The 24,178-nt window shown below is 55.2% G+C and carries 22 protein-coding genes; 11 read left to right on the top strand and 11 right to left on the bottom strand.

All coding sequences use genetic code 11. The annotated features are described in order from the left end of the window. Nucleotides 1-14 precede the first annotated feature (14 nt). The 6 genes from relA (at nucleotide 15) to queE (ending at nucleotide 8,509) form a co-directional block, all read left to right on the top strand. The gene (relA, locus tag RAC60_RS13695) at nucleotides 15-2,246 is read left to right on the top strand and encodes a GTP diphosphokinase (protein WP_006120764.1); all 2,232 of its coding nucleotides are present in this window, start codon (nucleotides 15-17) and stop codon (nucleotides 2,244-2,246) included. Nucleotides 2,247-2,335: 89 nt separating this feature from the next. Continuing rightward, nucleotides 2,336-3,124 (top strand): nucleoside triphosphate pyrophosphohydrolase, encoded by a 789-nt coding sequence (gene mazG, locus RAC60_RS13690; protein ID WP_033739678.1) that lies wholly within the window; start codon nucleotides 2,336-2,338, stop codon nucleotides 3,122-3,124. Between the two features lie 229 nt (nucleotides 3,125-3,353). After that, nucleotides 3,354-4,991 (top strand): glutamine hydrolyzing CTP synthase, encoded by a 1,638-nt coding sequence (gene pyrG, locus RAC60_RS13685; protein WP_006120762.1) that lies wholly within the window; start codon nucleotides 3,354-3,356, stop codon nucleotides 4,989-4,991. 76 nt (nucleotides 4,992-5,067) lie between these two features. After that, a complete protein-coding gene (gene eno / locus RAC60_RS13680; protein ID WP_006120761.1) occupies nucleotides 5,068-6,363 on the top strand; it encodes a phosphopyruvate hydratase in 1,296 nt (431 codons plus the stop codon). A gap of 233 nt (nucleotides 6,364-6,596) precedes the next feature. Next, entirely contained in the window at nucleotides 6,597-7,712 is a 1,116-nt protein-coding gene (locus RAC60_RS13675) for an endonuclease/exonuclease/phosphatase family protein (protein ID WP_375093913.1), read from the top strand. Between the two features lie 125 nt (nucleotides 7,713-7,837). Then, the gene (gene queE / locus RAC60_RS13670) at nucleotides 7,838-8,509 is read left to right on the top strand and encodes a 7-carboxy-7-deazaguanine synthase QueE (RefSeq protein WP_006120759.1); all 672 of its coding nucleotides are present in this window, start codon (nucleotides 7,838-7,840) and stop codon (nucleotides 8,507-8,509) included. Nucleotides 8,510-8,542: 33 nt separating this feature from the next. Here queE and RAC60_RS13665 read toward each other — a convergent pair whose 3' ends face one another. From RAC60_RS13665 to RAC60_RS13655, 3 genes are all read right to left on the bottom strand, one after another. After that, nucleotides 8,543-9,142: an inorganic diphosphatase gene (locus RAC60_RS13665; RefSeq protein WP_039338364.1), complete on the bottom strand. Its 600-nt coding sequence runs from the start codon at nucleotides 9,140-9,142 to the stop codon at nucleotides 8,543-8,545. A 159-nt stretch (nucleotides 9,143-9,301) separates the two neighbouring features. Then, the gene (gene queD / locus RAC60_RS13660; protein ID WP_006120757.1) at nucleotides 9,302-9,661 is read right to left on the bottom strand and encodes a 6-carboxytetrahydropterin synthase QueD; all 360 of its coding nucleotides are present in this window, start codon (nucleotides 9,659-9,661) and stop codon (nucleotides 9,302-9,304) included. A gap of 133 nt (nucleotides 9,662-9,794) precedes the next feature. Continuing rightward, nucleotides 9,795-10,622 carry an arylamine N-acetyltransferase gene (locus RAC60_RS13655; protein WP_375093912.1) on the bottom strand — a complete coding sequence of 276 codons (828 nt, stop codon included), beginning with the start codon at nucleotides 10,620-10,622 and terminating at the stop codon, nucleotides 9,795-9,797. A gap of 276 nt (nucleotides 10,623-10,898) precedes the next feature. Here RAC60_RS13655 and cysJ point away from each other — a divergent pair, with 276 nt between their 5' ends. From cysJ to RAC60_RS13640, 3 genes are read left to right on the top strand one after another with little or no spacing between them, the layout of a single operon-like run. Further along, nucleotides 10,899-12,701: an NADPH-dependent assimilatory sulfite reductase flavoprotein subunit gene (cysJ, locus tag RAC60_RS13650; RefSeq protein ID WP_375093911.1), complete on the top strand. Its 1,803-nt coding sequence runs from the start codon at nucleotides 10,899-10,901 to the stop codon at nucleotides 12,699-12,701. Further along, nucleotides 12,701-14,422: an assimilatory sulfite reductase (NADPH) hemoprotein subunit gene (gene cysI / locus RAC60_RS13645; protein WP_324029889.1), complete on the top strand. Its 1,722-nt coding sequence runs from the start codon at nucleotides 12,701-12,703 to the stop codon at nucleotides 14,420-14,422. Before cysJ ends, cysI begins: the two co-directional genes overlap by 1 nt. Further along, on the top strand, nucleotides 14,419-15,150 hold the full coding sequence (locus RAC60_RS13640; RefSeq protein ID WP_006120753.1) for a phosphoadenylyl-sulfate reductase: 732 nt from the start codon (nucleotides 14,419-14,421) through the stop codon (nucleotides 15,148-15,150). The genes cysI and RAC60_RS13640 overlap by 4 nt, the downstream gene beginning before the upstream one ends. A 91-nt stretch (nucleotides 15,151-15,241) precedes the next feature. On the opposite strand, the gene RAC60_RS13635 is transcribed toward RAC60_RS13640, so the two are convergent. The 6 genes from RAC60_RS13635 to RAC60_RS13610 all read right to left on the bottom strand — a co-directional run bounded on the left by RAC60_RS13635 (nucleotide 15,242) and on the right by RAC60_RS13610 (nucleotide 20,041). Next, nucleotides 15,242-16,513, bottom strand: a complete 1,272-nt coding sequence (locus tag RAC60_RS13635; protein ID WP_375093910.1) for an alanine racemase — start codon at nucleotides 16,511-16,513, stop codon at nucleotides 15,242-15,244. A gap of 9 nt (nucleotides 16,514-16,522) precedes the next feature. Then, entirely contained in the window at nucleotides 16,523-17,260 is a 738-nt protein-coding gene (locus tag RAC60_RS13630) for an amino acid ABC transporter ATP-binding protein (protein WP_033739676.1), read from the bottom strand. Then, nucleotides 17,260-17,901 (bottom strand): amino acid ABC transporter permease, encoded by a 642-nt coding sequence (locus RAC60_RS13625; RefSeq protein ID WP_006120747.1) that lies wholly within the window; start codon nucleotides 17,899-17,901, stop codon nucleotides 17,260-17,262. The genes RAC60_RS13630 and RAC60_RS13625 overlap by 1 nt, the downstream gene beginning before the upstream one ends. Continuing rightward, nucleotides 17,898-18,635 carry an amino acid ABC transporter permease gene (locus tag RAC60_RS13620; protein ID WP_039338355.1) on the bottom strand — a complete coding sequence of 246 codons (738 nt, stop codon included), beginning with the start codon at nucleotides 18,633-18,635 and terminating at the stop codon, nucleotides 17,898-17,900. The genes RAC60_RS13625 and RAC60_RS13620 overlap by 4 nt, the downstream gene beginning before the upstream one ends. Before the next feature lie 48 nt (nucleotides 18,636-18,683). Continuing rightward, nucleotides 18,684-19,526: a transporter substrate-binding domain-containing protein gene (locus RAC60_RS13615; protein ID WP_039338353.1), complete on the bottom strand. Its 843-nt coding sequence runs from the start codon at nucleotides 19,524-19,526 to the stop codon at nucleotides 18,684-18,686. Between the two features lie 122 nt (nucleotides 19,527-19,648). After that, nucleotides 19,649-20,041, bottom strand: coding sequence for a RidA family protein (locus RAC60_RS13610; protein WP_033739549.1), 393 nt, complete (start codon nucleotides 20,039-20,041; stop codon nucleotides 19,649-19,651). A 362-nt stretch (nucleotides 20,042-20,403) separates the two neighbouring features. Here RAC60_RS13610 and RAC60_RS13605 point away from each other — a divergent pair, with 362 nt between their 5' ends. Next, entirely contained in the window at nucleotides 20,404-21,156 is a 753-nt protein-coding gene (locus tag RAC60_RS13605) for an IclR family transcriptional regulator (RefSeq protein ID WP_033739547.1), read from the top strand. Between the two features lie 43 nt (nucleotides 21,157-21,199). On the opposite strand, the gene RAC60_RS13600 is transcribed toward RAC60_RS13605, so the two are convergent. Then, on the bottom strand, nucleotides 21,200-21,484 hold the full coding sequence (locus tag RAC60_RS13600) for a YciI family protein (protein ID WP_033739545.1): 285 nt from the start codon (nucleotides 21,482-21,484) through the stop codon (nucleotides 21,200-21,202). A gap of 9 nt (nucleotides 21,485-21,493) precedes the next feature. Next, nucleotides 21,494-22,504: an aminopeptidase gene (locus tag RAC60_RS13595; RefSeq protein WP_006120741.1), complete on the bottom strand. Its 1,011-nt coding sequence runs from the start codon at nucleotides 22,502-22,504 to the stop codon at nucleotides 21,494-21,496. A gap of 251 nt (nucleotides 22,505-22,755) precedes the next feature. Between RAC60_RS13595 and cysG the strand changes: the two genes are divergently transcribed. Next, nucleotides 22,756-24,171 carry a siroheme synthase CysG gene (gene cysG / locus RAC60_RS13590; protein ID WP_033739542.1) on the top strand — a complete coding sequence of 472 codons (1,416 nt, stop codon included), beginning with the start codon at nucleotides 22,756-22,758 and terminating at the stop codon, nucleotides 24,169-24,171. The last annotated feature ends 7 nt before the right edge of the window (nucleotides 24,172-24,178 follow it).

Here is a 24,178-nt window from a genome sequence, read left to right as displayed (position 1 = left end):
GTGCAGGAGAGGATATGGTTGCGGTCAGAAGTGCACATTTAAATACGGAAGGGGAATTTGCCCTCGACCAGTGGATCGCCAGTCTTGGCGTGGCTAACCCGCAATCATGTGAACGTCTTGCTGAAACCTGGCGCTATTGTGAGGCGCAGACGCAAGGCCATCCCGACCAGTCGCTGCTGCTGTGGCGCGGTATTGAGATGGTGGAAATCCTCTCAATGCTCAGCATGGACATTGAGAGCCTGTGCGCGGCACTGATTTTCCCGCTCGCCAATGACGAAGTGGTCAGCGAAGAAGAGCTGGAAAAAACCGTCGGCAAAGGCATCGTTTCGCTGGTACATGGCGTGCGCGATATGGATGCGATTCGCCAGCTGAAAGCCATTCATAACGATTCAATGGCCTCAGAGCAGGTGGATAACGTGCGCCGCATGCTGCTGGCGATGGTGGAAGATTTCCGCTGCGTGGTGCTCAAGCTGGCAGAGCGCATTATGAACCTGCGCGAGGTGAAGGATGCACCGGAAGACGAACGCGTTCTGGCCGCCAAAGAAAGCACCAATATTTACGCGCCGCTGGCCAACCGGCTGGGCATCGGCCAGCTGAAATGGGAGCTGGAAGATTACTGCTTCCGCTATCTGCACCCCGAAGAATACAAGCGCATTGCGAAACTGTTGCACGAACGTCGTATCGATCGTGAGCAATATATCGATAACTTTGTCGTTAACCTGCGTAAAGAGATGGCGAAAGAGGGCGTTCGTGCCGAAGTATACGGCCGTCCCAAACATATCTACAGCATCTGGCGCAAGATGCAGAAAAAATCGCTCGCCTTTGATGAGCTGTTCGACGTGCGCGCGGTGCGAATTGTGGCTGAGCGTTTGCAGGACTGCTATGGCGCGCTGGGTACGGTACATACGCTGTACCGCCATCTGCCCAGTGAATTCGACGACTATGTCGCTAACCCGAAGCCTAACGGTTATCAGTCCATTCATACGGTGGTGCTGGGACCGCAGGGTAAAACCGTTGAGATCCAGATTCGTACGCGTCAGATGCATGAGGACGCGGAACTCGGCGTCGCGGCACACTGGAAATACAAAGAAGGTCCGTCGTCCAGCCATGCCCGTGGGGCGGCAGGCCATGAAGAACGCATTGCCTGGTTACGTAAGCTGATCTCCTGGCAGGAAGAGATGGCCGATTCCGGCGAGCTGCTGGAAGAGGTCCGCAGTCAGGTGTTTGATGACCGCGTCTACGTCTTTACCCCGAAAGGCGATGTGGTCGATTTGCCCGCCGGTTCTACGCCGCTGGACTTTGCTTACCATATCCACAGCGATATCGGCCATCGCTGCATCGGTGCCAAAATCGGTGGGCGCATCGTGCCCTTTACCTATCAGTTGCAGATGGGCGACCAGGTTGAAGTCATCACACAAAAACAGCCGAATCCAAGCCGTGACTGGCTGAACCCGAATTTAGGATTCATCACTACCAGCCGTGGCCGCGCCAAAATTCACAACTGGTTCCGTAAGCAGGATCGCGATAAAAACATTCTCGCCGGTCGCCAGATTCTGGACAACGAGCTGAACCAGATGGATATCAGCCTGCGTGAAGCCGAGAAGCTGCTGCTGCCGCGCTATAACGTCACTTCGCTGGACGAGTTACTGGCCGCCATTGGCGGCGGGGATATTCGTCTGCACCAGATGGTGAATTTCCTGCAGGCCAAACTTAATAAGCCGACGGCGGAAGAGCAGGACCGTGAAGCCCTGCGTCAGCTGACGCAAAAATCGCACGCGCCGTCTGCCCGCAAGGAAAGTGGTCGCGTCGTGGTGGAAGGCGTGGGCAACCTCATGCACCATATCGCACGCTGCTGTCAGCCTATCCCGGGCGACGATATCGTCGGCTTTATCACCCACGGACGCGGTATTTCCATTCACCGTGCCGACTGCGATCAGCTGTCGGAGCTGATCTCCAACGCGCCAGAGCGCATCGTCGATGCCGTATGGGGCGAAAGCTACTCCAGCGGCTATTCGCTGGTGGTGCGCGTCACGGCTAACGATCGCAGCGGGCTGTTGCGCGATATCACCACGATTCTCGCCAACGAAAAGGTCAACGTGCTCGGCGTATCGAGCCGCAGCGATACCAAAAAACAGCTCGCCACCATTGATATGGACATCGAGATTTACAATCACCAGGTCCTGGGGCGCGTGCTGTCTCGCCTCAATCAGGTACCTGACATCATCGATGCCCGCCGCCTGCACTAACCTGTCATCAGGCGCACGTTTTGACCGACGTGCGCCTGGCTGCTTTTATCACCGCGTTTATGCCAACGAAACACCGGAAGGATTACCCTATGACGTCAATTGATCGCCTGCTGGGCATTATGAAAACCCTGCGCGATCCGCAACAGGGCTGCCCGTGGGATCGCGAGCAGACCTTTGCCACCATCGCGCCTTATACCCTGGAAGAAACCTACGAAGTACTGGATGCGATCCAGCGCGAAGACTTCGACGATCTGCGGGGGGAGCTGGGCGATTTGCTGTTTCAGGTGGTGTTTTATGCCCAGATGGCACAGGAGCAGGGGCGCTTTAATTTTGATGATATCTGCCATGCCATCAGTGACAAGCTGGAACGTCGCCATCCGCATATTTTTGCGGAAGGCACCGCCGGGAACAGCGCTGAGGTGTTGAAAAACTGGGAGGCGATAAAAAGCGCGGAACGGGCAGAGAAAGCCCAACATTCGGCACTGGACGATATTCCAAAAGCGCTGCCTGCGCTGATGCGCGCCCATAAAATTCAAAAGCGTTGCCACAATGTGGGCTTCGACTGGACCACGCTGGGCCCGGTGGTCGACAAGGTGCATGAAGAGATCGATGAGGTGATGCACGAGGCGCAGCAAAGCGTCGTCGACCCGCAAAAGCTGGAAGAAGAGATCGGCGATTTACTGTTTGCGACGGTTAACCTCTCGCGTCACTTGGGCAGCAAAGCCGAAATCGCGCTACAGAAGGCCAACGATAAGTTTGAGCGCCGTTTCCGTGCGGTGGAAGCAATCATTACTGCACAGGGACTGTCTATGCCTGGCGCCACGCTGGAACAAATGGAAGCGGCCTGGCAGCAGGTAAAAGCCGACGAAAAACGCTGATTATTCCAGCGCTGCGCATAAAGTGCGCGCTCGGGCTTACTCGATTCAGCTTCGCGTCAACTTTGTGATGTACGTCAACATTTTGTTAACCGCTATCCGCTAAGGTACGCGCAGCAATGCGTGAGGAGAGGGATGTGATTCATCAATTGTGGCTGATGGCGGTTTCCAGTATACTGTTTTCCCGTCCTGGTTATTCCACCGTCTTTAAACCTAAACTCTCAGGTTCAGCATGACAACGAATTATATTTTTGTGACCGGCGGGGTCGTTTCCTCTCTGGGTAAAGGCATTGCCGCAGCCTCCCTCGCAGCCATTCTCGAAGCGCGTGGTCTGAACGTGACCATCATGAAACTGGATCCGTACATTAACGTCGATCCGGGTACCATGAGCCCGACACAGCACGGTGAAGTATTCGTCACTGATGATGGGGCCGAAACCGATCTGGATTTGGGTCACTATGAGCGCTTCATCCGCACGAAAATGTCGCGCCGCAACAACTTCACCACTGGCCGTATCTACTCGGAAGTCCTGCGCAAAGAGCGCCGTGGCGACTATCTGGGTGCCACGATTCAGGTCATTCCGCATATTACTAATGCGATTAAAGAGCGCATCATCGAAGGTGGCGAAGGTCACGACGTCGTGCTGGTCGAAATCGGCGGTACGGTCGGTGATATCGAATCCCTGCCGTTCCTGGAAGCGATTCGTCAGATGGCCGTCGACGTGGGCCGCGAACACACGATGTACATGCACCTGACGCTGGTGCCTTACATGGCGGCAGCGGGCGAGGTCAAAACCAAGCCGACGCAGCACTCTGTAAAGGAACTGCTCTCTATCGGTATTCAGCCAGATGTCCTGATCTGCCGTTCCGATCGGGCGGTGCCGGCCAACGAGCGTGGCAAAATTGCCCTGTTCTGTAACGTGCCAGAAAAAGCCGTTATTTCGCTGAAAGACGTCGATTCCATCTACAAAATTCCAGGCATGCTGAAATCGCAGGGTCTGGATGACTATATCTGTAAGCGTTTCAATCTGAATGCTCCGGAAGCCAATCTGGCCGAGTGGGAGCAGGTGATTTATGAAGAAGCGAACCCGGGCGGCGAAGTCACCATTGGTATGGTGGGCAAATATGTCGAACTGCCGGATGCGTATAAATCTGTTATTGAAGCTCTGAAGCACGGCGGGCTGAAGAATCGCGTTACCGTCAACATCAAGCTGATCGACTCCCAGGACGTAGAAACCCGCGGTGTCGAATTGCTGAAAGATTTAGATGCCATTCTGATTCCGGGTGGGTTTGGTTACCGCGGTGTCGAAGGCAAGCTGATGACGGCGAAATATGCCCGCGAAAACAACGTGCCTTATCTCGGCATCTGTCTTGGCATGCAGGTTGCCCTGATGGAGTTCGCGCGCAATGTTGCCGGTATGGAAGGCGCAAACTCCACAGAATTTGTGCCAGACTGTAAGTATCCGGTGGTCGCCTTGATCACCGAATGGCGTGACGAAGAAGGTAACGTTGAAGTCCGTTCTGAGCAGAGCGATCTGGGCGGTACCATGCGTCTTGGCAGCCAGCAGTGCCAGTTGACCCCGGAAAGCAAGGTTCGCCAGCTGTACGGTTCTGACACGATTGTTGAGCGCCATCGTCACCGCTACGAAGTGAATAATATGCTGCTGAAGCAAATTGAAGCAGCGGGTTTACGCGTGGCAGGACGTTCTGGCGACGATCAGTTGGTTGAGATCATTGAGATCCCGAACCATCCATGGTTTATTGCTTGCCAGTTCCACCCTGAGTTCACATCGACGCCACGCGATGGTCATCCGTTGTTTGCCGGGTTTGTGAAGGCAGCACATGAGCATCAGAAGCGTTTAGCGAAATAAGTTTAACGAACAACGCGCGAACTTTTCGCGCGTTGTTTGTCTTAGGATTGACTAACTTGTACTGAGGAAAATCGTAATGGCCAAAATCGTAAAAGTCATCGGTCGCGAAATTATCGACTCACGTGGCAACCCAACTGTTGAAGCTGAAGTGCACCTGGAAGGCGGCTTCGTAGGCCTGGCTGCAGCACCATCAGGTGCCTCTACCGGTTCTCGTGAAGCACTGGAACTGCGTGACGGTGACAAATCTCGCTTCCTGGGCAAAGGCGTAACTAAAGCGGTTGCTGCGGTTAACGGTCCGATTGCTGAAGCGGTAAAAGGCAAAGACGCGAAAGATCAGGCGAACATCGATAAAATCATGATCGACCTGGACGGTACTGAGAACAAATCTAACTTCGGTGCTAACGCCATTCTGGCTGTTTCACTGGCTGCGGCAAAAGCGGCGGCAGCCTCTAAAGGTCAGGCGCTGTATGAGCACATCGCTGAACTGAACGGCACCCCAGGCAAATATTCTATGCCACTGCCTATGATGAACATCATCAACGGTGGTGAGCACGCGGATAACAACGTCGACATTCAGGAATTCATGATTCAGCCTGTCGGCGCATCAAGCGTGAAAGAAGCGATCCGCATGGGTTCAGAAGTGTTCCACAACCTGGCGAAAGTGCTGAAAAGCAAAGGTATGAGCACAGCGGTAGGTGACGAAGGTGGCTATGCGCCAAACCTGGGTTCTAACGCCGAAGCGCTGGCGGTTATCGCGGAAGCGGTAAAAGCAGCAGGCTATGAGCTGGGTAAAGATATCACCCTGGCAATGGACTGTGCGGCATCTGAATTCTATAAAGATGGCAAATACGTGCTGGCCGGTGAAGGCGGTAAGGCCTTCACCTCTGAAGAGTTCACCCACTTCCTGGAAGATCTGACGAAGCAGTATCCGATCGTTTCTATCGAAGATGGCCTGGACGAATCTGACTGGGATGGCTTCGCCTACCAGACCAAAGTGCTGGGCGACAAAATCCAGCTGGTAGGTGACGACCTGTTCGTTACCAACACGAAGATCCTGAAAGAAGGTATCGAGAAAGGTATCGCGAACTCCATCCTGATCAAATTCAACCAGATCGGTTCACTGACCGAAACCCTGGCTGCGATTAAAATGGCGAAAGACGCAGGCTACACCGCTGTGATCTCTCACCGTTCAGGTGAAACCGAAGATGCGACCATCGCTGACCTGGCGGTCGGTACTGCTGCAGGCCAGATCAAAACCGGTTCAATGAGCCGTTCTGACCGTGTTGCGAAGTACAACCAGCTGATCCGTATCGAAGAAGCGCTGGGTTCAAAAGCGCCCTTCAACGGTCTGAAAGAAGTAAAAGGCCAGTAAGTTTACTGACTTCTGACTTCTGTTGAAAACCCGCCCACGTGGCGGGTTTTTTTATGCCTTTGCTGTCAGGCTTCCTCACCTTTTTCTGCGACGTCTATGCTGTATACATCTGCGCTTAACACAACCCACCGACACTGACGCTGTATACACGAATCTGACGCATCCTGTTGCTCGCCTGAGGCGCATGAATCGCCGCTTTCAGGCAAAGATTAACTGGCTGAAGGAGAAAACCTGTGAGGCTGGCTTCGTATAACGTTGAAAACCTGTTTGATCGCGCCAGAGCGATGAATCAGAACGAATGGCGTGCAGGAAAACCGGTACTCGAAAAATTCGCCGAGCTGAATGCCCTGCTGGGGCAGGCTGAGTATACCGACGCGATGAAAAAACAGATGGTTGAACTGATGGTGGCGCTGGGACTGCAAAAGTCAGACACCGGGCATTTTGTTCTCCTGCGGCGCAACCGGGGTAAACTGTTGACCCGACCCACAGACAACAGCGGCATTCGCATTATCGCTAATGGCCGTGCTGACTGGGTCGGATCGCTGGAACTGCGACGTGCGCCGATAGACGAGATTGCTATGGGATTAACGGCGCAGGTCATGACAGATCTCAGGGCGGATATCCTGACGGTCGTGGAAGCAGAAAGCCGCCCCGCGTTGCTGGAATTTAGTAACACGATGCTGCCTGCCCGCGGCGGCACGCCGTTTAATCATGTGATGGTGATTGATGGCAACGATAAGCGGGGCATTGATGTCGGGCTAATGAGCGCGGCAGACTTTGCTATCGACACAATCCGAAGTCATGTCGATGACAAAGATAAACAGGGCGAGCTGATTTTCTCGCGCGACTGTCCCGAATTCACGATTCCTTTGCCCGACGGTCAAACCCTGCTTGTGCTGGTTAACCATTTTAAAAGCAAAGGGTACGGTGCAAAAGCCACCTCTGACGCCCGCCGTAAACGGCAGGCGGAGCGGGTCAAAGCGATATATCAGCAACGCATTAAAGACGGGCAAACCCTGATCGCGATCACGGGCGATTTTAACGACACGCCAGACAGCGAGGCCTTATCGCCGTTGCTGAAGGACACCGACCTGAAAGATATCTTTACCCATGAAAAGTTTGATAACGGTGGCTATCCCGGTACCTGGGGCGGTTGCAGCGCCAGTAATAAAATTGACTATATTTTGCTGTCGCCCGCCCTGTGGAAAAAGGTCGAAAAAGGCGGCGTGTGGCGCAAAGGGATGTGGCCCGGTGTTCGCCCGGTAAAATGGGAAACCTATCCCGAACTGAAAAAAGAGGTCAATGCAGCGTCTGATCATGCGGCGGTGTGGGTGGATCTGACCCTCTGATCCCGCCTGCTGTCCTCCTGTCGCCTGGCGCGTTCACAGAAGATCGCGTCGGTTCAGCATCACCTGACATGATCTCAGCGCTGAGTTCTGCGATAATCACGTTTTAAAACTTCACAGAGATGATTATGCAGTACCCGATTAACGAAATGTTCCAGACGCTGCAAGGCGAAGGCTATTACACCGGCGTGCCGGCGATTTTCATCCGCTTACAGGGATGTCCGGTAGGATGCAGTTGGTGTGACACCAAACACACCTGGGAAAAACAGGCGGATCGGGAAACAGCATTAGGCGATATTCTGGTTAAAACGGTGGAAAGCGATGCCTGGGGCAACGCGGATGTGCCAATGCTGCTCAGCAGCATCGCGCAACAGGGCTGGACGGCCCGTCACATTGTGATCACCGGCGGAGAACCGGCCATCTACGATTTGCGCCCACTGACCGACGCGCTGGAAGCCGCAGGGTTTCAGTGCCAGATCGAAACCAGCGGGACCCACGAAATCCACTGCTCTGCACAAACCTGGGTGACCGTGTCGCCGAAGGTTAATATGCGCGGCGGTTATGATGTCCTGGCACAGGCGCTGAGCCGTGCAGATGAGATCAAACATCCGGTAGCACGGCAACGTGATGTGGAGGCCTTAGACGATTTACTGGCCGGGATTCAGGACACGAAAGCGCGCATTATTGCGCTGCAGCCGATCAGTCGCAAAGATGATGCGACTAAACTGTGTATCGAAACCTGCATTGCGCGCAACTGGCGCCTGTCGATGCAGACGCATAAATACCTGAATATTGCCTGACAGCAAAAAGGCGGCCCTGGCCGCCTTTTTCATTTACTGTTTCGCTTTCCAGGTTTCATAAGCCTGCTTAATCTCCGCTTTTGCGGCGTTCGCGTCTTCAAACCCTTTCAGCTCAACCTTCTTACGGCCCTCGGGCAGTTCCTTGTAAACGCGAAAAAAAGCCTCCAGCCGCTGCTGCTCCATTTTGGGCAAATCGGCTACCGTCTGAATCGCATCATAGGTTGGATCGACATGACTGGCGGGTACGGCGACAATTTTGTCATCCACTTCGCCGCCGTCGATCATTTTCAGTACGCCAATCGGGCGCAGTTTAATGAGTGTCCCGGGGGCGAGTGGGGCGCGCGTATAGAAGATCACATCCAGCGGATCGTTATCACCGCCCAGTGATTGCGTCAGCGAACCGTAGTTAGCCGGATATGCAACCGGCATGGACTGAAAACGGTCGGCAACGATGAAACCGGTTTTCGCATCGGTTTCATATTTAATGATGCCGCCTGCCGGAATTTCCGTGACGGCATAGAAGGCGTCCGGCAGCGTTTCGGGTTGCGGGAAGTTAAGGATGTTTTCCGCCTGCACGGCGGCAGAGGCAGTGATAAAAACGGACAAGGCCAGAAAAGGCTTTCTCAGGTTCATTGTTGATTCTCATGATCTTTAATGAAGGAGAGAACAGCCTGGTCGGTAAAGATGACAGCGGGATGACAGCCGACGGAACGTTACAATGCACATGTCAGCAACCCTGCCGACTGATCAACCCTGTGCCCGATCAGCCGCCCGTTGGCGAAGGGCGGCCGGTTAACCGCGGTAGGTACAGCCTGCGGTGCAGGTTTCTTTGATCATGACCGCGCTCAGTAACGGCAGGCGAGGCTTCATATGATCCCAAATCCATTTGGCCAGCACTTCGCTGGTCGGATTCTCCAGTCCCGGAATGTCATTGAGGTAATAATGATCAAGCCGGTCATAAAGGGGTTTAAAGGCCGCTTTCAGTTCGGCAAAATCCATCACCCAGCCGGTATGCGCATCCACTTCGCCGGTGATTTCCAGACGCACCAGGAAGGAGTGACCGTGCAAACGACCGCATTTGTGTCCGGCCGGTACATTAGGTAAATGGTGTGCGGCTTCGAACTGGAACTCTTTAAATAACGTGGTAGACATAATCGCTCTCAGGCATTAAAAACGGGCCGAATTCTACCTGAAAAGCAGCTTTTTCGCACCCGTTAAGCGCAGTTTGCTCAGCCAATCGCCAGAATGGTTAAGCGCATCAGGGCGTTAACCCGGCATAAAGCCGTTAACCGTTGTGCGACACGTCGGCGGGAAGACGCGCCACGATTTCTTCGGCGATACCGAAATGTTCAATTAACAACTGATGTTGTTGTGATTGTGACAGCGGCGTGAAGCTTTCGCTTCCGTCCTGGGCTCTTACTACCTGCTCACCTTTAACGATGCCGGTGAGTGTTTCATGACCTGCCCGACGAATCAGCAGTGCACCGTCAAAGCGACTGGTGTTGCGGCTTTTTTGATGGCGCGCCTGAAAGTCAGCGAAGGGGATATTAAGCGCCAGGAGCTGACAATCCAGCCTTGCCCGACCTAACGGCTTCCAGTTAATCAACCAACTGTCGCCCTGCTGATGAACCTGCGTGCCCCAGACGGGATGCGCATACTCTGCCACCTCAAGCGGCAGCGGATGGTCATGAAGCATCGTAGCATCCACCACCAGAGGACGATCGTTGAGGGTGACCAACAGCAGACCATGACCGGGAGAATCGACGGGGGACGGACGCGAGGACAGCATCCTGGATACACCGAGTTGCGCACGAAATCCCAGTTGCATGAGCAGCGCAAAGAGTGCGCCATGACCGGCCCAGCAGGTGCCGCCGGTGCCAAATTGTAGCCAGTGCGTGAAAAAATCGTCGGCCGTGGTGCCGGGCAACGGTTGGGAAGGAGGATCGTCCGCGAGAATGCGCCGGCGGATATTGTCGAAGGGCACCTTCTGGCACCAGGCGCGGTAAAGCGCCTGAAGTCCGGCCGCATCTGGGGCAGGGGAGTGATCCAGGCCCAGTTTATCCAGGATTCGCTCTGTCAGCGCAGGCGATAATGCAGTTACTGTCTCAGGCACCCGATCCTCTCGTATCGTCGCGTTGGCAATTCGTTATGCCACGTATTCAGGGCAATCACCCGCCATTAATCAGAGCGGGAAGGATGATTACCTGAGTCTGTTGATGACTGTCAGAATTACCACTTTTAACGATTAATTGTATCTGAAAAACCATTTAGTCATTTTGGTTATTTGATATGTCGAAGGCGTCTTTAATCGTTAATATAGCTGGCTGTACCCTTCTCTCTCTTCCGCCACTATTCGGTCCGGATTTCTGCTACTGGAATTTTTATCGCGATGACGACTCAGGCACCAGGTTCACTGCTTCCGCTCTCTCTGGAGCAACTTGCCCGTTTAGAGGCAGCAACGACAGATTTTTCCACCACTCAAATGGCGTGGCTCTCCGGCTACTTCTGGGGCAAAGTCAATCATGCGCCTGGTCAGGCGGTGGCCAGCGCTCCGGCACAGCCTGAAGCGCCCGCGATTACGCTGCTTTCCGCCTCGCAAACCGGCAACGCCCGTCGGGTGGCTGAACAGCTCCGCGATGACCTGCAGGCCGCAAAGCTGACCGTGAATCTGGTAAACGCCGGCGACTACAAATTTAAACAAATCGGCCAGGAAAAGCTGCTGATTGTGGTGACCTCCACGCAAGGGGAAGGCGAGCCGCCGGAAGAAGCCGTTGCGCTGCATAAATTCCTGATGTCGAAAAAAGCGCCCAAAATGGACGGTGCGGCTTTTGCCGTACTGGGTCTGGGCGACACTTCCTATGAATTCTTCAGCAAGGCGGGCAAAGATTTCGATACACGGCTGGCTGAGCTGGGGGCGGAACGCCTGCTGGATCGGGTTGATGCCGATGTTGACTATGCTGAGCAGGCCAGCGCCTGGCGCAAGGCGCTCACCGACATTCTGAAAGCACGGGTCCCGACGGCCTCGCCCGCACAGGCGGCGGCAACCGTGGCGGGCAGCGTCAATGAAGTGTCCACCAGCCCCTATTCCAAAACGCAGCCCCTCAGCGCGAGTTTATCGGTCAATCAGAAAATCACCGGCCGCGATTCGGATAAAGACGTCCGCCATATCGAAATTGATTTGGGCGATTCCGGTTTGCGCTACCAGCCCGGCGATGCGCTGGGCGTCTGGTATGAAAACGATGCCGCGTTGGTCAGCGAACTGCTGGAGCTGGTGTGGTTAAAAGGCGATGAGCCGGTTGACGTACAGGGCCAGACGCTGCCGCTGGCAGAGGCGCTGCAGAAACATTTCGAGTTAACGGTCAACACCGCGCAAATTGTGGCGCAGTACGCCACTTTATCCCGCAACGATGAACTGCTGTCGCTGGTGGATGACAAAGCTAAACTTCAACAGTACGCGCAACGTTATCCGATTGTCGATATGGTTCGCCTGGCGCCTGCGCAACTGACGGCTGAGCAGCTGACCGGCCTGCTGCGTCCCTTAACCCCGCGCTTGTATTCCATTGCCTCTTCGCAGGCGGAGACCGATACCGAAGTGCATATCACCGTGGGTGCGGTACGTTTTGATATCGAAGGACGTCAGCGCGGCGGCGGCGCATCAACCTGGCTGGCAGACCGTGTTGAAGAAGACGGCGAAGTCCGGGTGTTTATCGAACATAATGATAACTTCCGCCTGCCGGAGAATCCCGATGCACCTGTGATCATGATTGGTCCGGGCACCGGAATCGCCCCGTTCCGCGCCTTTATGCAACAGCGTGATAACGATGGGGCCAGCGGGAAAAACTGGCTGTTCTTTGGCAATCCGCACTTTACGGATGACTTTCTGTATCAGGTGGAATGGCAGAAATATGTTAAAGACGGCCTGTTAACGCACATCGATCTGGCCTGGTCGCGCGATCAGGCAGAGAAAATATATGTACAAGATAAAATCCGCGCGAAGGGTGCGGAAGTCTGGCGCTGGATTCAGGATGGCGCGCACCTGTATGTCTGCGGCGATGCAAATCGCATGGCAAAAGACGTTGAGCAGGCGTTACTGGATGTGGTGGTCGAGCACGGTGCTATGGATCGTGAAACGGCTGACGAATTTTTAAGTGAGCTGCGCATTGAGCGCCGCTATCAGCGAGACGTTTACTAATGACTGAAAAATACCCTGGACCGCTGGTGGTTGAAGGCAAACTGACGGATGCAGAGCGGTTAAAAAAAGAGAGCAATTACCTGCGTGGAACCATTCTTGACGATCTTGAGGATGGACTGACCGGTGGTTTCAGCGGCGACAACTTCCTGCTGATCCGTTTTCACGGCATGTACCAGCAGGATGATCGCGATATTCGCGCAGAACGCGCCGAGCAAAAGCTGGAACCGCGCCATGCCATGATGCTGCGCTGCCGCCTGCCGGGTGGGATTATTACGCCGACCCAGTGGCTGGCGATCGATAAGTTTGCCACCGAGAAAACGCTTTACGGCAGCATTCGTCTGACGAACCGTCAGACGTTCCAGTTTCACGGCATCCTGAAAAAGAACGTCAAACCTACGCATCAGATGTTGCACGAAGTGGGGCTGGATGCGCTGGCGACGGCGAATGACGTTAACCGTAACGTCCTGTGTACCTCCAACCCGGTGGAATCCGCGTTGCATCAGGAAGCCTACGAATGGGCGAAAAAGCTGTCAGAACATCTGCTGCCGCAAACCCGCGCCTATGCTGAGATCTGGTGGGATCAGGAGAAAGTCGCCACAACCGACGAAGAGCCGATCCTGGGGGAAACCTACCTGCCGCGTAAGTTTAAAACCACGGTGGTGATCCCGCCGCACAATGATGTCGATCTGCACGCTAACGATCTGAACTTTATTGCCATTGCGGAAAACGGCAAGCTGGTCGGCTTTAACCTGCTGGTGGGCGGCGGTTTGTCCATTGAGCACGGTAACAAAGCGACCTATGCCCGTACCGCCAGCGAATTCGGCTATTTTCCGGTAGAGAAGATTCTGGACGTCGCCGCGGCGGTGGTTACCACGCAGCGCGACTGGGGCAACCGTACCGATCGTAAAAACGCCAAAACCAAATACACGCTGGAGCGCGTGGGCGTTGACACCTTTAAGGCCGAAGTTGAGAAGCGCGCCGGTGTGATGTTTGAGCCGACGCGCCCTTACGAATTCACTACACGCGGCGATCGTTTCGGCTGGATCAAAGGTATCGACAACAAATGGCATCTGACGCTGTTCATTGAAAACGGCCGTCTGCTGGATTATCCGGGACGTCCGTTAAAAAGCGGCATCGCCGAAATCGCCAAAATCCATCAGGGCGATTTCCGCCTGACCGCCAACCAGAATCTGATCGTGGCGGGCGTGCCAGAAAGCCAGAAAGCGCAGATTGAGGCGATTGCCCGTGAACATGGCCTGATGGAAAACGTGACGCCTCAGCGAGAAAACTCAATGGCCTGCGTGGCGTTTCCGACCTGTCCACTGGCTATGGCGGAGGCTGAACGTTTCCTGCCGTCTTTCGTCACCCGGGTTGAAGCGATCATGCACAATCACGGCGTCGGTGAAGAGCACATCGTGCTACGCGTTACCGGTTGTCCGAACGGCTGTGGCCGTGCGATGCTGGCAGAAGTGGGCCTGGTCGGGAAAGCGCCAGGGCGTTACAACCTGCACATTGGGGGTAACCGTATCGGCACGCGCATCCCACGTATGTACCGTGAAAACATTACCGAACCTGAAATTCTCGCCACAATTGATGAGCTGGTAGGGCGCTGGGCGAAAGAGCGCGAGGCCGCAGAAGGCTTTGGCGACTTCGTGATCCGTGCGGGCATCGTTGCACCGGTGCAGGACCCTGCGCGCGACTTCTGGCAGGAGGCAAAATGAGTATCGATCTTGCAGCACTGAATGCGATGTCGAAGGTCCAGCGCGCGATGGCGCTGGCCGCGACGAATGCCCAACTGGAAAAAGCCTCTGCGGAAGAACGCGTAAGCTGGGCACTGGAAAACCTGCCGGGTGCTTATGTGCTCTCGTCCAGCTTTGGTATTCAGGCTGCCGTATCGCTACATCTGGTCACGCGTGTGCAACCCGATATTCCGGTTATCCTCACGGATACGGGCTATCTGTTTCCGGAAACGTATCGCTTTATAGATGAGCTGGCCGACCAGCTCAATCTCAACCTGAAGGTGTTCCGCGCCGAAACGTCGCCTGCCTGGCAGGAAGCGCGTTATGGCAAGCTGTGGGAACAAGGGGTTGAAGGCATTGAGCAGTACAACCAAATCAACAAAGTTGAGCCGATGAACCGGGCACTGGAAACGCTGGGCGCCCAGACCTGGTTTGCGGGCCTGCGTCGCGATCAGTCAGGCAGTCGTGCCAGTCTGCCGGTGCTGGGCGTTCAGCGCGGTGTGTTTAAAGTGCTGCCGATTATTGACTGGGATAACCGCCAGGTTCATCAGTATCTGCAAACCCATAATCTGAAATACCATCCGTTGTGGGACGAAGGCTACCTGTCGGTGGGAGATACGCACACCACGCGTAAGTGGGAGCCGGGCATGGCGGAAGAAGAAACACGTTTCTTTGGCCTGAAACGCGAGTGCGGCTTGCACGAAGGCTGATGAAGACAGCATAACAAAACGGGCGATTCGGATGAATCGCCCGTTTTGTTATGGGCCGGGTCGCGGCCTCAGCGGTGGAGATTCTCTGCGGTCAGAACGCGGTTTCTACGCTGTCCACGACGCGGTAGTCGTCATCGACCAGCGGAAGGTAGCGCCACTTATCAAAAGCGGTACAGGGATGAGAAATACCGCATCCTACCCAGTCGCCCGGCTGAAGGGATTCATCCGCGGGAAGGCGCAGATAGGCATGCTGATCGTTAACCTCGCTGATCGACAGATGCGTGCCGGATCGCGGTGCGCTGCCGTCAGCGGCACGCATCCACAGCGGGACAGGTAAATCCTGATCGAAAGGGACATCGCGTCGGCCAAAGTCCAGCAGCGCCAGTCCCGGTTCCGGACGGGACAGTACGCGTCCCCAGATTTCCAGCGCGGCTTCAAAATGGTGGCCTGAGCCCGGCTGCGCAAAGGGGGCGATACGGGAATAGAGACCGCTGTCGTGTGCCATATACGCACCCGAGCGAATTAAAGGCTGAACCGGTAGCGGCAGCGTGGCCTGGGTAAAGCACGCTGTCACCACATCAAACCAGGCACCCCCACCGGCGCTCAGCAGAATGGTCTCACTCTGAAACAGCTGGCGTTCAGCCAGCAGAGTGGCGGTAGATAACATGACGTTGCAGTAGTGCTGAATTAACGCCACGCCCGCTGCATCACGCGCGGCACCCAGCGCCCCTTCATAGCCCGCGACACCGACAAGCTGCAGGTGGCGACTCCGGGCGATGCGTTCAGCTATCCTCAGCACTTCCTCCTCGGTTCGGCATCCTGTTCTGCCGCCGGGAATCGATACTTCAATCAACACGGCAATGGCCGTATCGCCTAGGTTCTCTTCCAGCAGCGTGATGCCCGCCAGTGAGTCCACATAACAGAGAAAGCCGTGGTCAGGATGCTGGCGCTGCCATTCACCGATCCAGCGAATACCGGCAGGATCGACTAACTCGTTTGCCAGAAAGACATTGCGGATACCAAAGTGTCGCAGGGCACGGACCTGAGCGGGCGTGGCGGCGCTGATGCCCCATGCACCGCCCTGACTGACAGCTCGCCGTAAGATAGTCGGTGCCATCGACGTTTTACCGTGCGCCGCCAGCATGACACCTTTTTCGCGACAGAATGCCGCGAGTTGCTGCAGGTTATTCTCCAGTGCGGCCTGTTTCATGACCATCACCGGCGAAAACACTGCTGCGCTGCGCAGGACGTCGGTGCCGATCTCAAGCGGCGCCGCGCCGTTACCGGCAACGGATTTAAAACGGGGCGATGGCTGCGCGGCATCCAGCGTGGCATCCGCGTTTAGCGGAAGACGTAAAGACATAGCGGCTCCTTAATGCTCAAGAACGCGTGACAGAAACTGTTGCGTGCGTGGATTCTGGGGATGCCCGAAAATGGCGTCTGGTGTGCCCTGTTCGGCAATTACGCCCTGATCCATAAACACCACCCGGTCAGCGGTTTTGCGGGCAAAGCCCATCTCATGCGTCACCACAACCATGGTCATTCCTTCACGCGCCAGCCCGCGCATGACTTCCATGACTTCGCCGACTAATTCGGGATCGAGTGCGGAGGTCGCTTCGTCGAAAAACATGATTTTGGGCTGTACCGCCAGCGCGCGTGCGATAGCCACACGTTGCTGTTGTCCGCCCGAAAGCTGAGAAGGATAGTGGCCGGCGCGGTCAGCCAGTCCGACGCGTTCCAGCGCGGCCATGCCGCGCGCGTTTGCCTCTGCGACGGAGAGTTTCTGAGCTTTAATCAAGGCCAGCGTGACGTTGCCCAGTGCCGTTTTGTGGGGAAACAGATTGAACTGCTGAAACACCATGCCGACGTGCCCACAGATATCGCGACTCCGTTTTTGATCGTGCAGCGGTATGCCGTTAACCCAAATTTCGCCGCCGTCGGCTTTTTCCAGACCGCTCATAATGCGCAGTACCGTACTTTTACCCGAACCGGACGCTCCGATCAGCACCAGAACCTCGCCCGGCGAGACATCCAGACTGATTTCTTTCAGAACCTGAGTCGCGCCGAATGACTTCGTGATCCGGCTCAGGGTAATGGCTGCATTTTTCATCATAACGGGTTCCTGGTTTGCTGGTGTTGCACCCAGCGAGAAAGCGGGTAACAAAGCGCGAAGTAGAGCAGGGCGACCAGACCATAAATCAGCACCGGCTGCCCGATACGATCAACGATGGCCTGGCCCTGATGCATCAGTTCAGACATGCCGATCATGCTGACAATCGAGGTATCTTTGATGAGCGACAGATACTGGCCGACAAGCGGGGGCAAGACGATCCCACGGGTTTGCGGCAGGATAACGCTGGTGAAGGTCTGTCGTCTGGACAGGCCGAGGATCCAGGAAACCTCCCACTGGCCTTTCGGGACCGCCTCAATGCCACCACGAAAGATCTCGGCAATGTATGCGCCCTGATAAATGCTCAGCCCCAAAATGCCTGCGGCAAACAGGTTGATGTCATAGCCAAAATACGCCACGCCAAAGTAGATAAACATCAGCGTGATCAAAACCGGTGTGCCGCGAAACAGCTCGGTATAGATCACCGCAATCTGCCGGGCGACAGGCAGACGGCTGGTCCGCAAGACGGCGGCCAGAAGGCCAAGCAAGGTACTGCCGACAATGGCGGCAACCGACAGCAACAACGTAATTATCAGACCGCGCCACAACAATGGCAGGCTGCTGAGAATCAGTTCGCTCATTGGACCGGCTCCTGTTTAGCGGAAGGTGACAGCATTTTTCTGGCCTGTGACCAGAGCGGCCTTTTTACGGCGACGACCAGCGGTGGCATGAACAGCCGACGTCCCGCAACCGTCCCTAACCACGAGAACAGGTTGCTGAGAAACAGGTAGACCAGCGCGACAACGCTAAAGGTCTGGATGTAGAGCAGCGTCCGGGCGTTAATCACGGTGGCTGTGCCCGTCAGTTCCGGCAACGCAATCGCTGACAGCAGTGAGGTGCCCAGCAACAGTTGAATCAGGTTATTCACGATAGCGGGCCAGACCGCGCGCGCTGCCTGGGGCATGACCACATTGATAAACATCTGGCGGCGGCTGATGCCCAAAATCCAGGCGGCTTCGAGCTGACCTTTAGGAACCGACTGAATCCCGGCCCGGAAAATCTCGGCCAGATAGGCTCCGACGTTAATGCCCAACGCCAGCACACCCGCCGTAAACGCACTCATGGTGATGCCCAGCGAAGGCAGCCCAAAGAACACGATGAATATTTGCAACAGCACGGGCGTGTTACGGATAAATTCAACATAGCCGTGGCTCAGCCAGCGAACAGGCGCAAAGCGGGCGGCTTTTGCCACGGCAGCCAGCAATCCCAGCGCCAGCGCCAGCATAAACGCCAGCAGCGTCACCTGAAGCGTCAGCCAGGTCGCGGCGAGAAAGGTGTCGGCATACTGCCAGAGTGTCAGCCATTGATAGCGCATAGGAAGCCTCCTTAACAGGACGCAGGACATCACCTGCGTCCTCTCTGGTCAGAACTGCGGATTCAGCGGATAGCGAGGTTTACTGCCAAACCATTTCTGGTAGAGCTGGGCATTCTCACCGGATGCATTAATTTCAAACAGGAACTCGTTGAGGTAGTTCGTCCAGATCTGATCGCCCTGTTTAACACCAAACGCGTTATATTCCAGCGGGACCAGCGCTTCGTTTGTCACTTCCAGCGTCGGATCGAGCTTGGCCTGGTAGGCGAGGAAGTTGTTATCCTCAATCATCGCATCGGCTTGTCCCTGTTTCACCGCCAGGATAGCGGCCTGAGAAGAGTCATATTCCTGAATCTTCACGTCGATCCCCATGCTGCGTACTTCGTCGCCGTTGGTCGAGCCTTTCACGGTCGCAATGGTTTTGCCCGCCATGTCGTGGGCCGATTTGATCCCGCTCGCTTTACGCACCAGCATGGCTTCACTGGCCACCACGTAGGGCTGAGTAAAGCCAATCTCTTTCGCGCGCGTCAGGTTACGGGTGAAATTACAGAACACGACATCCACTTTGTTGGTTTGCAGATTGGGAATACGGTTAGCGCTGGTGGTATTCACCATTTCCAGTTTGACGCCCATCTCTTTTGCCAGCGCTTTCGCCAGGTCGACATCGTAACCATCCGGATTACCCGCTTTATCGTAAAAACCGAACGGTGCAAAACTCAGGCAATCGCCCACCCGCAATGTGCCGCGCTGAAGAACGGTTTGTAGCGTGGATGGCGGTGCTGCACCTGCGGTTTCGTTTTTATTTTCGGTCGGTGTACAACCGGTCAGCGCCGCGACGGTGAGCAGAGCGGGAAGGAGCCGGACGAATACATTTTGCTGGAAAGTGGTATTCATATTTCTTCTCTCAAATAAAAGAGGGATATCACCAACATTATTAAATAATGTGGCGGGATATTTTTAATTATGGCTTTTCTGTTGGATGCGTTTATTTTTACCAGGCGAATAAACCGCAGCTATTATTTTCGTCCGGCATTAAAACACGTCATATCGACTTCGACTTTGCAATCCACAACCAGGTCCTGCACGCTGCAGATTCGGGCGGGCGGATGGTCGTGAAAAAGTTCACTAAACACTTTATTAAATGAACTAAAGTACCGGGCATCCGTCAGGACCGCCGTCACATGCACCACGTCCTTAATCTGATAACCCGCTTCCCGCATGATGGTCAGGCAGTTTTCAAAGGCCAGCCGTGTTTGCTCAATGATGCCGCCCTCTACGACTTCACCGCCTGTCATCGGTGTTTGTCCGGAGATATAAAGCCAGCCATCGGCTTCGACCGCACGTGCAAAAGGCAGTTTTTGTCCTCCGGTTCCGACGCCGCCTTCCGTACCGTAACGCTTGATAGTCATACTTATGCCCTTAAAATCGTCACCTTGCTTTGTCTGGTATACCGGAATTAAATCTGCAATACCGGATAGGTCGAGATTTGCACAATGTTAATTATTTTGCAATAGCGAGTAACGGGATTATTTTTTAGCATTAACGTATGGCTCACGAATATTTTTTATCAATGATTAGTTTTTTAAATTAAAAGTGATCGATGTCTCTTTTTTTAATTCAGCGTGCGCGTTTTTGGTGCCCCAATAATTAGCATCAGGAGAAAAAAGAAAAGGATGGTTATTGTGCGCGTACTCAGGTAAAAACATGTTGGCTGTGTATGATGGCGGCCTGAACCGATTTAACGTGGCGATGCCGGTAGGAGAAAAGTGGTATGCAGGAAGATAAACCCGCCAGAGCGCGCGGCGTGGACCGCGTAATTGATATTTTCCGTCAGCTGCATATTGCCCGCCAGCCGATGGCGATGCGCGAACTGATTGAAGCGACCGGTGCGCCGCGTTCCAGCGTTTATGAACTGGTTAATCTGCTGAGTGAGGCAGGGCTGGTTGAACTGGATGCAGAAGGCAGCGTGTATTTTGGCCGCGAAATGCACTATTACGGTGCGGACTACATGGCGCACAATCCTCTGATTCGCCGCGCGCATCAATTAATGATCGAGATGGTTGCTGAGCATGGCGAAACCGTGCAGCTGTGCATGCTGGAAGGCAATAAATATACGGTGGTGCTGTCAGAGAGCAATGCGCATCCTTTCAAAATCACCTCAGACATCGGCGTTAAAATTCCGATTCCCTGGACCGCAACGGGCCGTCTGCTGTTGAGTAACTGGAGTGATGAGGCGATTCTGGCCCTGATCCCCGAGGAGGATTACCGGCTGGCCAATGGTAACGTCTTAGATAAGCAGGCTTTTCTGACCGATATTCATCGGGCGGGCCATCAGGGCTATTCGATGACGGAAGGGCTGTCTGAAAGTTTTACCTGTTGTATGGCCGCCCCGATTCGCGCCCGAAACGATCTGGCCGTGGCCGCGATTTGTTTTATGGTCAGTCGGGATACGCCCGAGGAGCGACGTCAGATGCTGTTAAAAACGCTTATCAACGCGGGGCAAAAGCTGTCTGACTTTACCTGAACCGACAGAAGAGCCTGCTTCTTCTGTCGGTCACACTGACGTGCTAATAACCTTTGAGGACCGCGACTTCATCGGCTGCGCGCGTGATGTTGACGTTAGTGACCTCGTAATGGGCCACCGCAACGAAAGGATCGTCCGCCAGAATGTGATCTAACCGGGCGCGCGGCATTGCTTTGACCATAATCATGCCGCCGGTACGCGGATCCTTTCGGCCCGCAGCGATAAAGTCGCCGCTGTTAAAATGCTGATCCAGCCACGTAATGTGCGGAGCCAGCAGGGCCTCGACGTCCTCAATCGGGCGGAAATAGTTCAGGTAAACGATGTACATCGTAGCTCCTCACACTTTGGGGTTGGTTAGTTCACTCAGTAACGGCAGCAGGACTTTCACACTGTCATGGGTGCGCAGACTGATACGACCGGGCAGCCAGTGATCCAGGAAATCCAGATTGTCGCGGTCGGTCTGATGCCAGGTGGTACCGTCAGGGAAATGCCGGGAACGGCGGCGCTGTTGGTCGCCGTCTTTGCTGCCTGCGTTCCAGTTTCTGGCGGTGACATCCAGTAAGGGAAAACCTGCCGCATCGAAAGGATTGACACCGTGAAAGTCATTTTTCGTGAGCTGACGACTGGCGGCGGAAATGCCAAAACGACGCGCCAGCAGCAGGGCGCGTTCGCTGGTCTGTTTGCGTACGGCACGCGGCGTGTTCATACCGCTGTTGAAATAGAGGTGGTCGCCCGTAATCAAACTGTTGAGATCGATTACCAGCAGCGTATTCTTCTTCTCTTTCTCGCTCATGCGCGCCACATAATCGTCCATGCCATGCAGATGGGATTCGCTGGCGCTGAGCGCCACAAAGCGCACCCCGTAATGAAGCGGCTTATGGCTTAACTGCTTAGCCAGTTCCAGCATCACGCCTAATCCGGAAGCATTATCATCCACGCCTTGCAAACGCAGGCCACCCAGGCCGCGCGCCTGCTCATTGTCGCTGAGTGGAATCCAGGTATCCAGGCTGGCAATCACCAGAATTTCCTGTGGGGCGCTGCCTTCCCGTGCGGCGATCACCGAGGTCGCGGTAAGCTTGCGCCAGCGTGATGTGCCATCACGTTCCTGCCATGTGTAACCCGTATTGAACTGTCGGGTATTGGTTTCAAACCCCAGGGCCGTAAACTGATGTTGCAGGTATTCCGCCGCCATCAACTCGGCCGGGCTGCCGCTCATGCGACCGGGAAAGTACGTTGAGATATGACGGACCTGCTGTTCGGCGAAGTGTCCTGTGAGGTCGGTCAGGGCCTGAGCGCTGAAGATCACGCTGCCACCAAGCAGTGCGGCCAGGCGGAGAAAGGCAAGCATGTCGGGTTCCTTGTGGCTTATTCCTAAAAAGGAGGGGCATTTTTTGTGGCCTAGTATGAAACTGTGATGCTCATTACACAATTTGAATCGTCCTGAAAGGCCTGTAGGATCATCCGCTAAGCACATTTTGTTCTGAGCTTTTCTTTAGCGTTATTCCATTCGGTAACATCTCATTCCAATTCGTAATTTCATCTCAATTCACCAGGGAACGTATAGTCGCGATAACGCATCGTAACAACACCAGGGTTAACGTGGATTATTTGCCTCTTTTTGCCGATCTCGCGGGTCGACCTGTACTGGTCGTGGGCGGGGGAGATATCGCGGCGCGCAAGATTGAATTGCTGCGTCGGGCGGGGGCGCGCATTCAGATTGCCTCACGCGAGCTGTGCCCGGAGTTACAAACCTTACTGGATGAACAGCAGCTTGAATGGCTGGCGACGGCTTTTGAGCCTGCACAGCTAGACAAGGTGTTTCTGGTCATTGCCGCGACCGACGATAACGCGCTGAATGCGCAGGTTTATGACGAGGCCAATGCCCGCCATAAACTGGTCAATGTCGTCGACGATCAGCCGAAATGCAGTTTTATTTTCCCCTCCATCGTAGACCGCTCACCGCTGGTGGTGGCGATCTCCTCCAGCGGGACGGCACCGGTCCTTGCCCGCATGTTACGTGAAAAGCTGGAAACGTTGCTGCCGTCTCATCTGGGCCAGATGGCCGAGCTGGCGGGGCAGTGGCGTGACAAAGTCAAAGCCCGCTTCAGTCGCATGTCCGATCGCCGCCGCTACTGGGAACGGATCTTTAACGGCCGCTTTGCCAGTCAGATGGCAACAGGCGATGTTGAGGCCGCCAAAGCGACGCTGGACAGCGAACTGGGCGATCAGCCGCCCCGGCAGGGCGAGATTATCCTTGTCGGTGCCGGGCCGGGCGACAGCGGTCTGCTGACGCTGCGCGGGCTGCAGGTGATGCAACTGGCCGATGTGGTGCTCTATGACCATCTGGTCAGTGAAGAGGTGCTGGATCTGGTTCGACGCGATGCCGACCGTATCTGCGTGGGCAAGCGTGCCAGCGCGCATCTGTTACCGCAGGACGAAATCAACCAACTGATGGTGCAGCTGGCGCAGAAAGGCAAGCGCGTGGTGCGGTTGAAAGGCGGCGATCCGTTTATCTTCGGCCGCGGCGGCGAAGAGTTACAGGCCGCCCAGCAGGCGGGCATTCCGTTCCAGGTCGTGCCTGGCGTTACCGCTGCCGCTGGCGCAACCGCCTACGCCGGTATCCCGCTGACGCACCGTGATTACGCGCAGAGCGTTCTGTTTATTACCGGTCACTGTCGGCCGGACAGTGATGACATTGACTGGCCGTCCCTGGCGCGCGCGCGACAAACGCTGGCGATTTATATGGGTGCGATGAAGGCCGCCGAAATCAGTCGACAGCTTATTCTCCATGGACGCGCGGCGTCGACGCCGGTGGCGGTAATTGGCCGCGGCACCCGGTCCGACCAACAGGTTCTGACCGGCACGCTTGAACATCTTGAAACGCTGGCAGCGTCAGCGCCTTCCCCGGCCCTGCTGGTGATTGGGGAAGTGGTTAATTTACACGGGCAACTTGCCTGGTTTCAGCATTCGGCACAGCAGGGGGCTCGTGAGTCCGCCGTTGTCAATCTGGCTTGAGAGGAAA

The sequence above is a fragment of the Pantoea sp. BR_17 genome, assembly GCF_041955125.1.
Taxonomy (GTDB): domain Bacteria; phylum Pseudomonadota; class Gammaproteobacteria; order Enterobacterales; family Enterobacteriaceae; genus Pantoea; species Pantoea stewartii.
The sequence above is the reverse complement of the archived record's forward strand: the minus strand, read 5'-3'. Positions and strand labels throughout refer to the sequence as shown.

Coding starts and splice junctions, on each gene's coding strand:
- relA (WP_006120764.1), top strand. CDS start 15: ATGGTTGCGGTCAGAAGTGCACATTTAAATACGGAAGGGGAATTTGCC.
- mazG (WP_033739678.1), top strand. CDS start 2,336: ATGACGTCAATTGATCGCCTGCTGGGCATTATGAAAACCCTGCGCGAT.
- pyrG (WP_006120762.1), top strand. CDS start 3,354: ATGACAACGAATTATATTTTTGTGACCGGCGGGGTCGTTTCCTCTCTG.
- eno (WP_006120761.1), top strand. CDS start 5,068: ATGGCCAAAATCGTAAAAGTCATCGGTCGCGAAATTATCGACTCACGT.
- queE (WP_006120759.1), top strand. CDS start 7,838: ATGCAGTACCCGATTAACGAAATGTTCCAGACGCTGCAAGGCGAAGGC.
- RAC60_RS13665 (WP_039338364.1), bottom strand. CDS start 9,142: ATGAACCTGAGAAAGCCTTTTCTGGCCTTGTCCGTTTTTATCACTGCC.
- queD (WP_006120757.1), bottom strand. CDS start 9,661: ATGTCTACCACGTTATTTAAAGAGTTCCAGTTCGAAGCCGCACACCAT.
- cysJ (WP_375093911.1), top strand. CDS start 10,899: ATGACGACTCAGGCACCAGGTTCACTGCTTCCGCTCTCTCTGGAGCAA.
- cysI (WP_324029889.1), top strand. CDS start 12,701: ATGACTGAAAAATACCCTGGACCGCTGGTGGTTGAAGGCAAACTGACG.
- RAC60_RS13640 (WP_006120753.1), top strand. CDS start 14,419: ATGAGTATCGATCTTGCAGCACTGAATGCGATGTCGAAGGTCCAGCGC.
- RAC60_RS13635 (WP_375093910.1), bottom strand. CDS start 16,513: ATGTCTTTACGTCTTCCGCTAAACGCGGATGCCACGCTGGATGCCGCG.
- RAC60_RS13630 (WP_033739676.1), bottom strand. CDS start 17,260: ATGAAAAATGCAGCCATTACCCTGAGCCGGATCACGAAGTCATTCGGC.
- RAC60_RS13625 (WP_006120747.1), bottom strand. CDS start 17,901: ATGAGCGAACTGATTCTCAGCAGCCTGCCATTGTTGTGGCGCGGTCTG.
- RAC60_RS13620 (WP_039338355.1), bottom strand. CDS start 18,635: ATGCGCTATCAATGGCTGACACTCTGGCAGTATGCCGACACCTTTCTC.
- RAC60_RS13615 (WP_039338353.1), bottom strand. CDS start 19,526: ATGAATACCACTTTCCAGCAAAATGTATTCGTCCGGCTCCTTCCCGCT.
- RAC60_RS13610 (WP_033739549.1), bottom strand. CDS start 20,041: ATGACTATCAAGCGTTACGGTACGGAAGGCGGCGTCGGAACCGGAGGA.
- RAC60_RS13605 (WP_033739547.1), top strand. CDS start 20,404: ATGCAGGAAGATAAACCCGCCAGAGCGCGCGGCGTGGACCGCGTAATT.
- RAC60_RS13600 (WP_033739545.1), bottom strand. CDS start 21,484: ATGTACATCGTTTACCTGAACTATTTCCGCCCGATTGAGGACGTCGAG.
- RAC60_RS13595 (WP_006120741.1), bottom strand. CDS start 22,504: ATGCTTGCCTTTCTCCGCCTGGCCGCACTGCTTGGTGGCAGCGTGATC.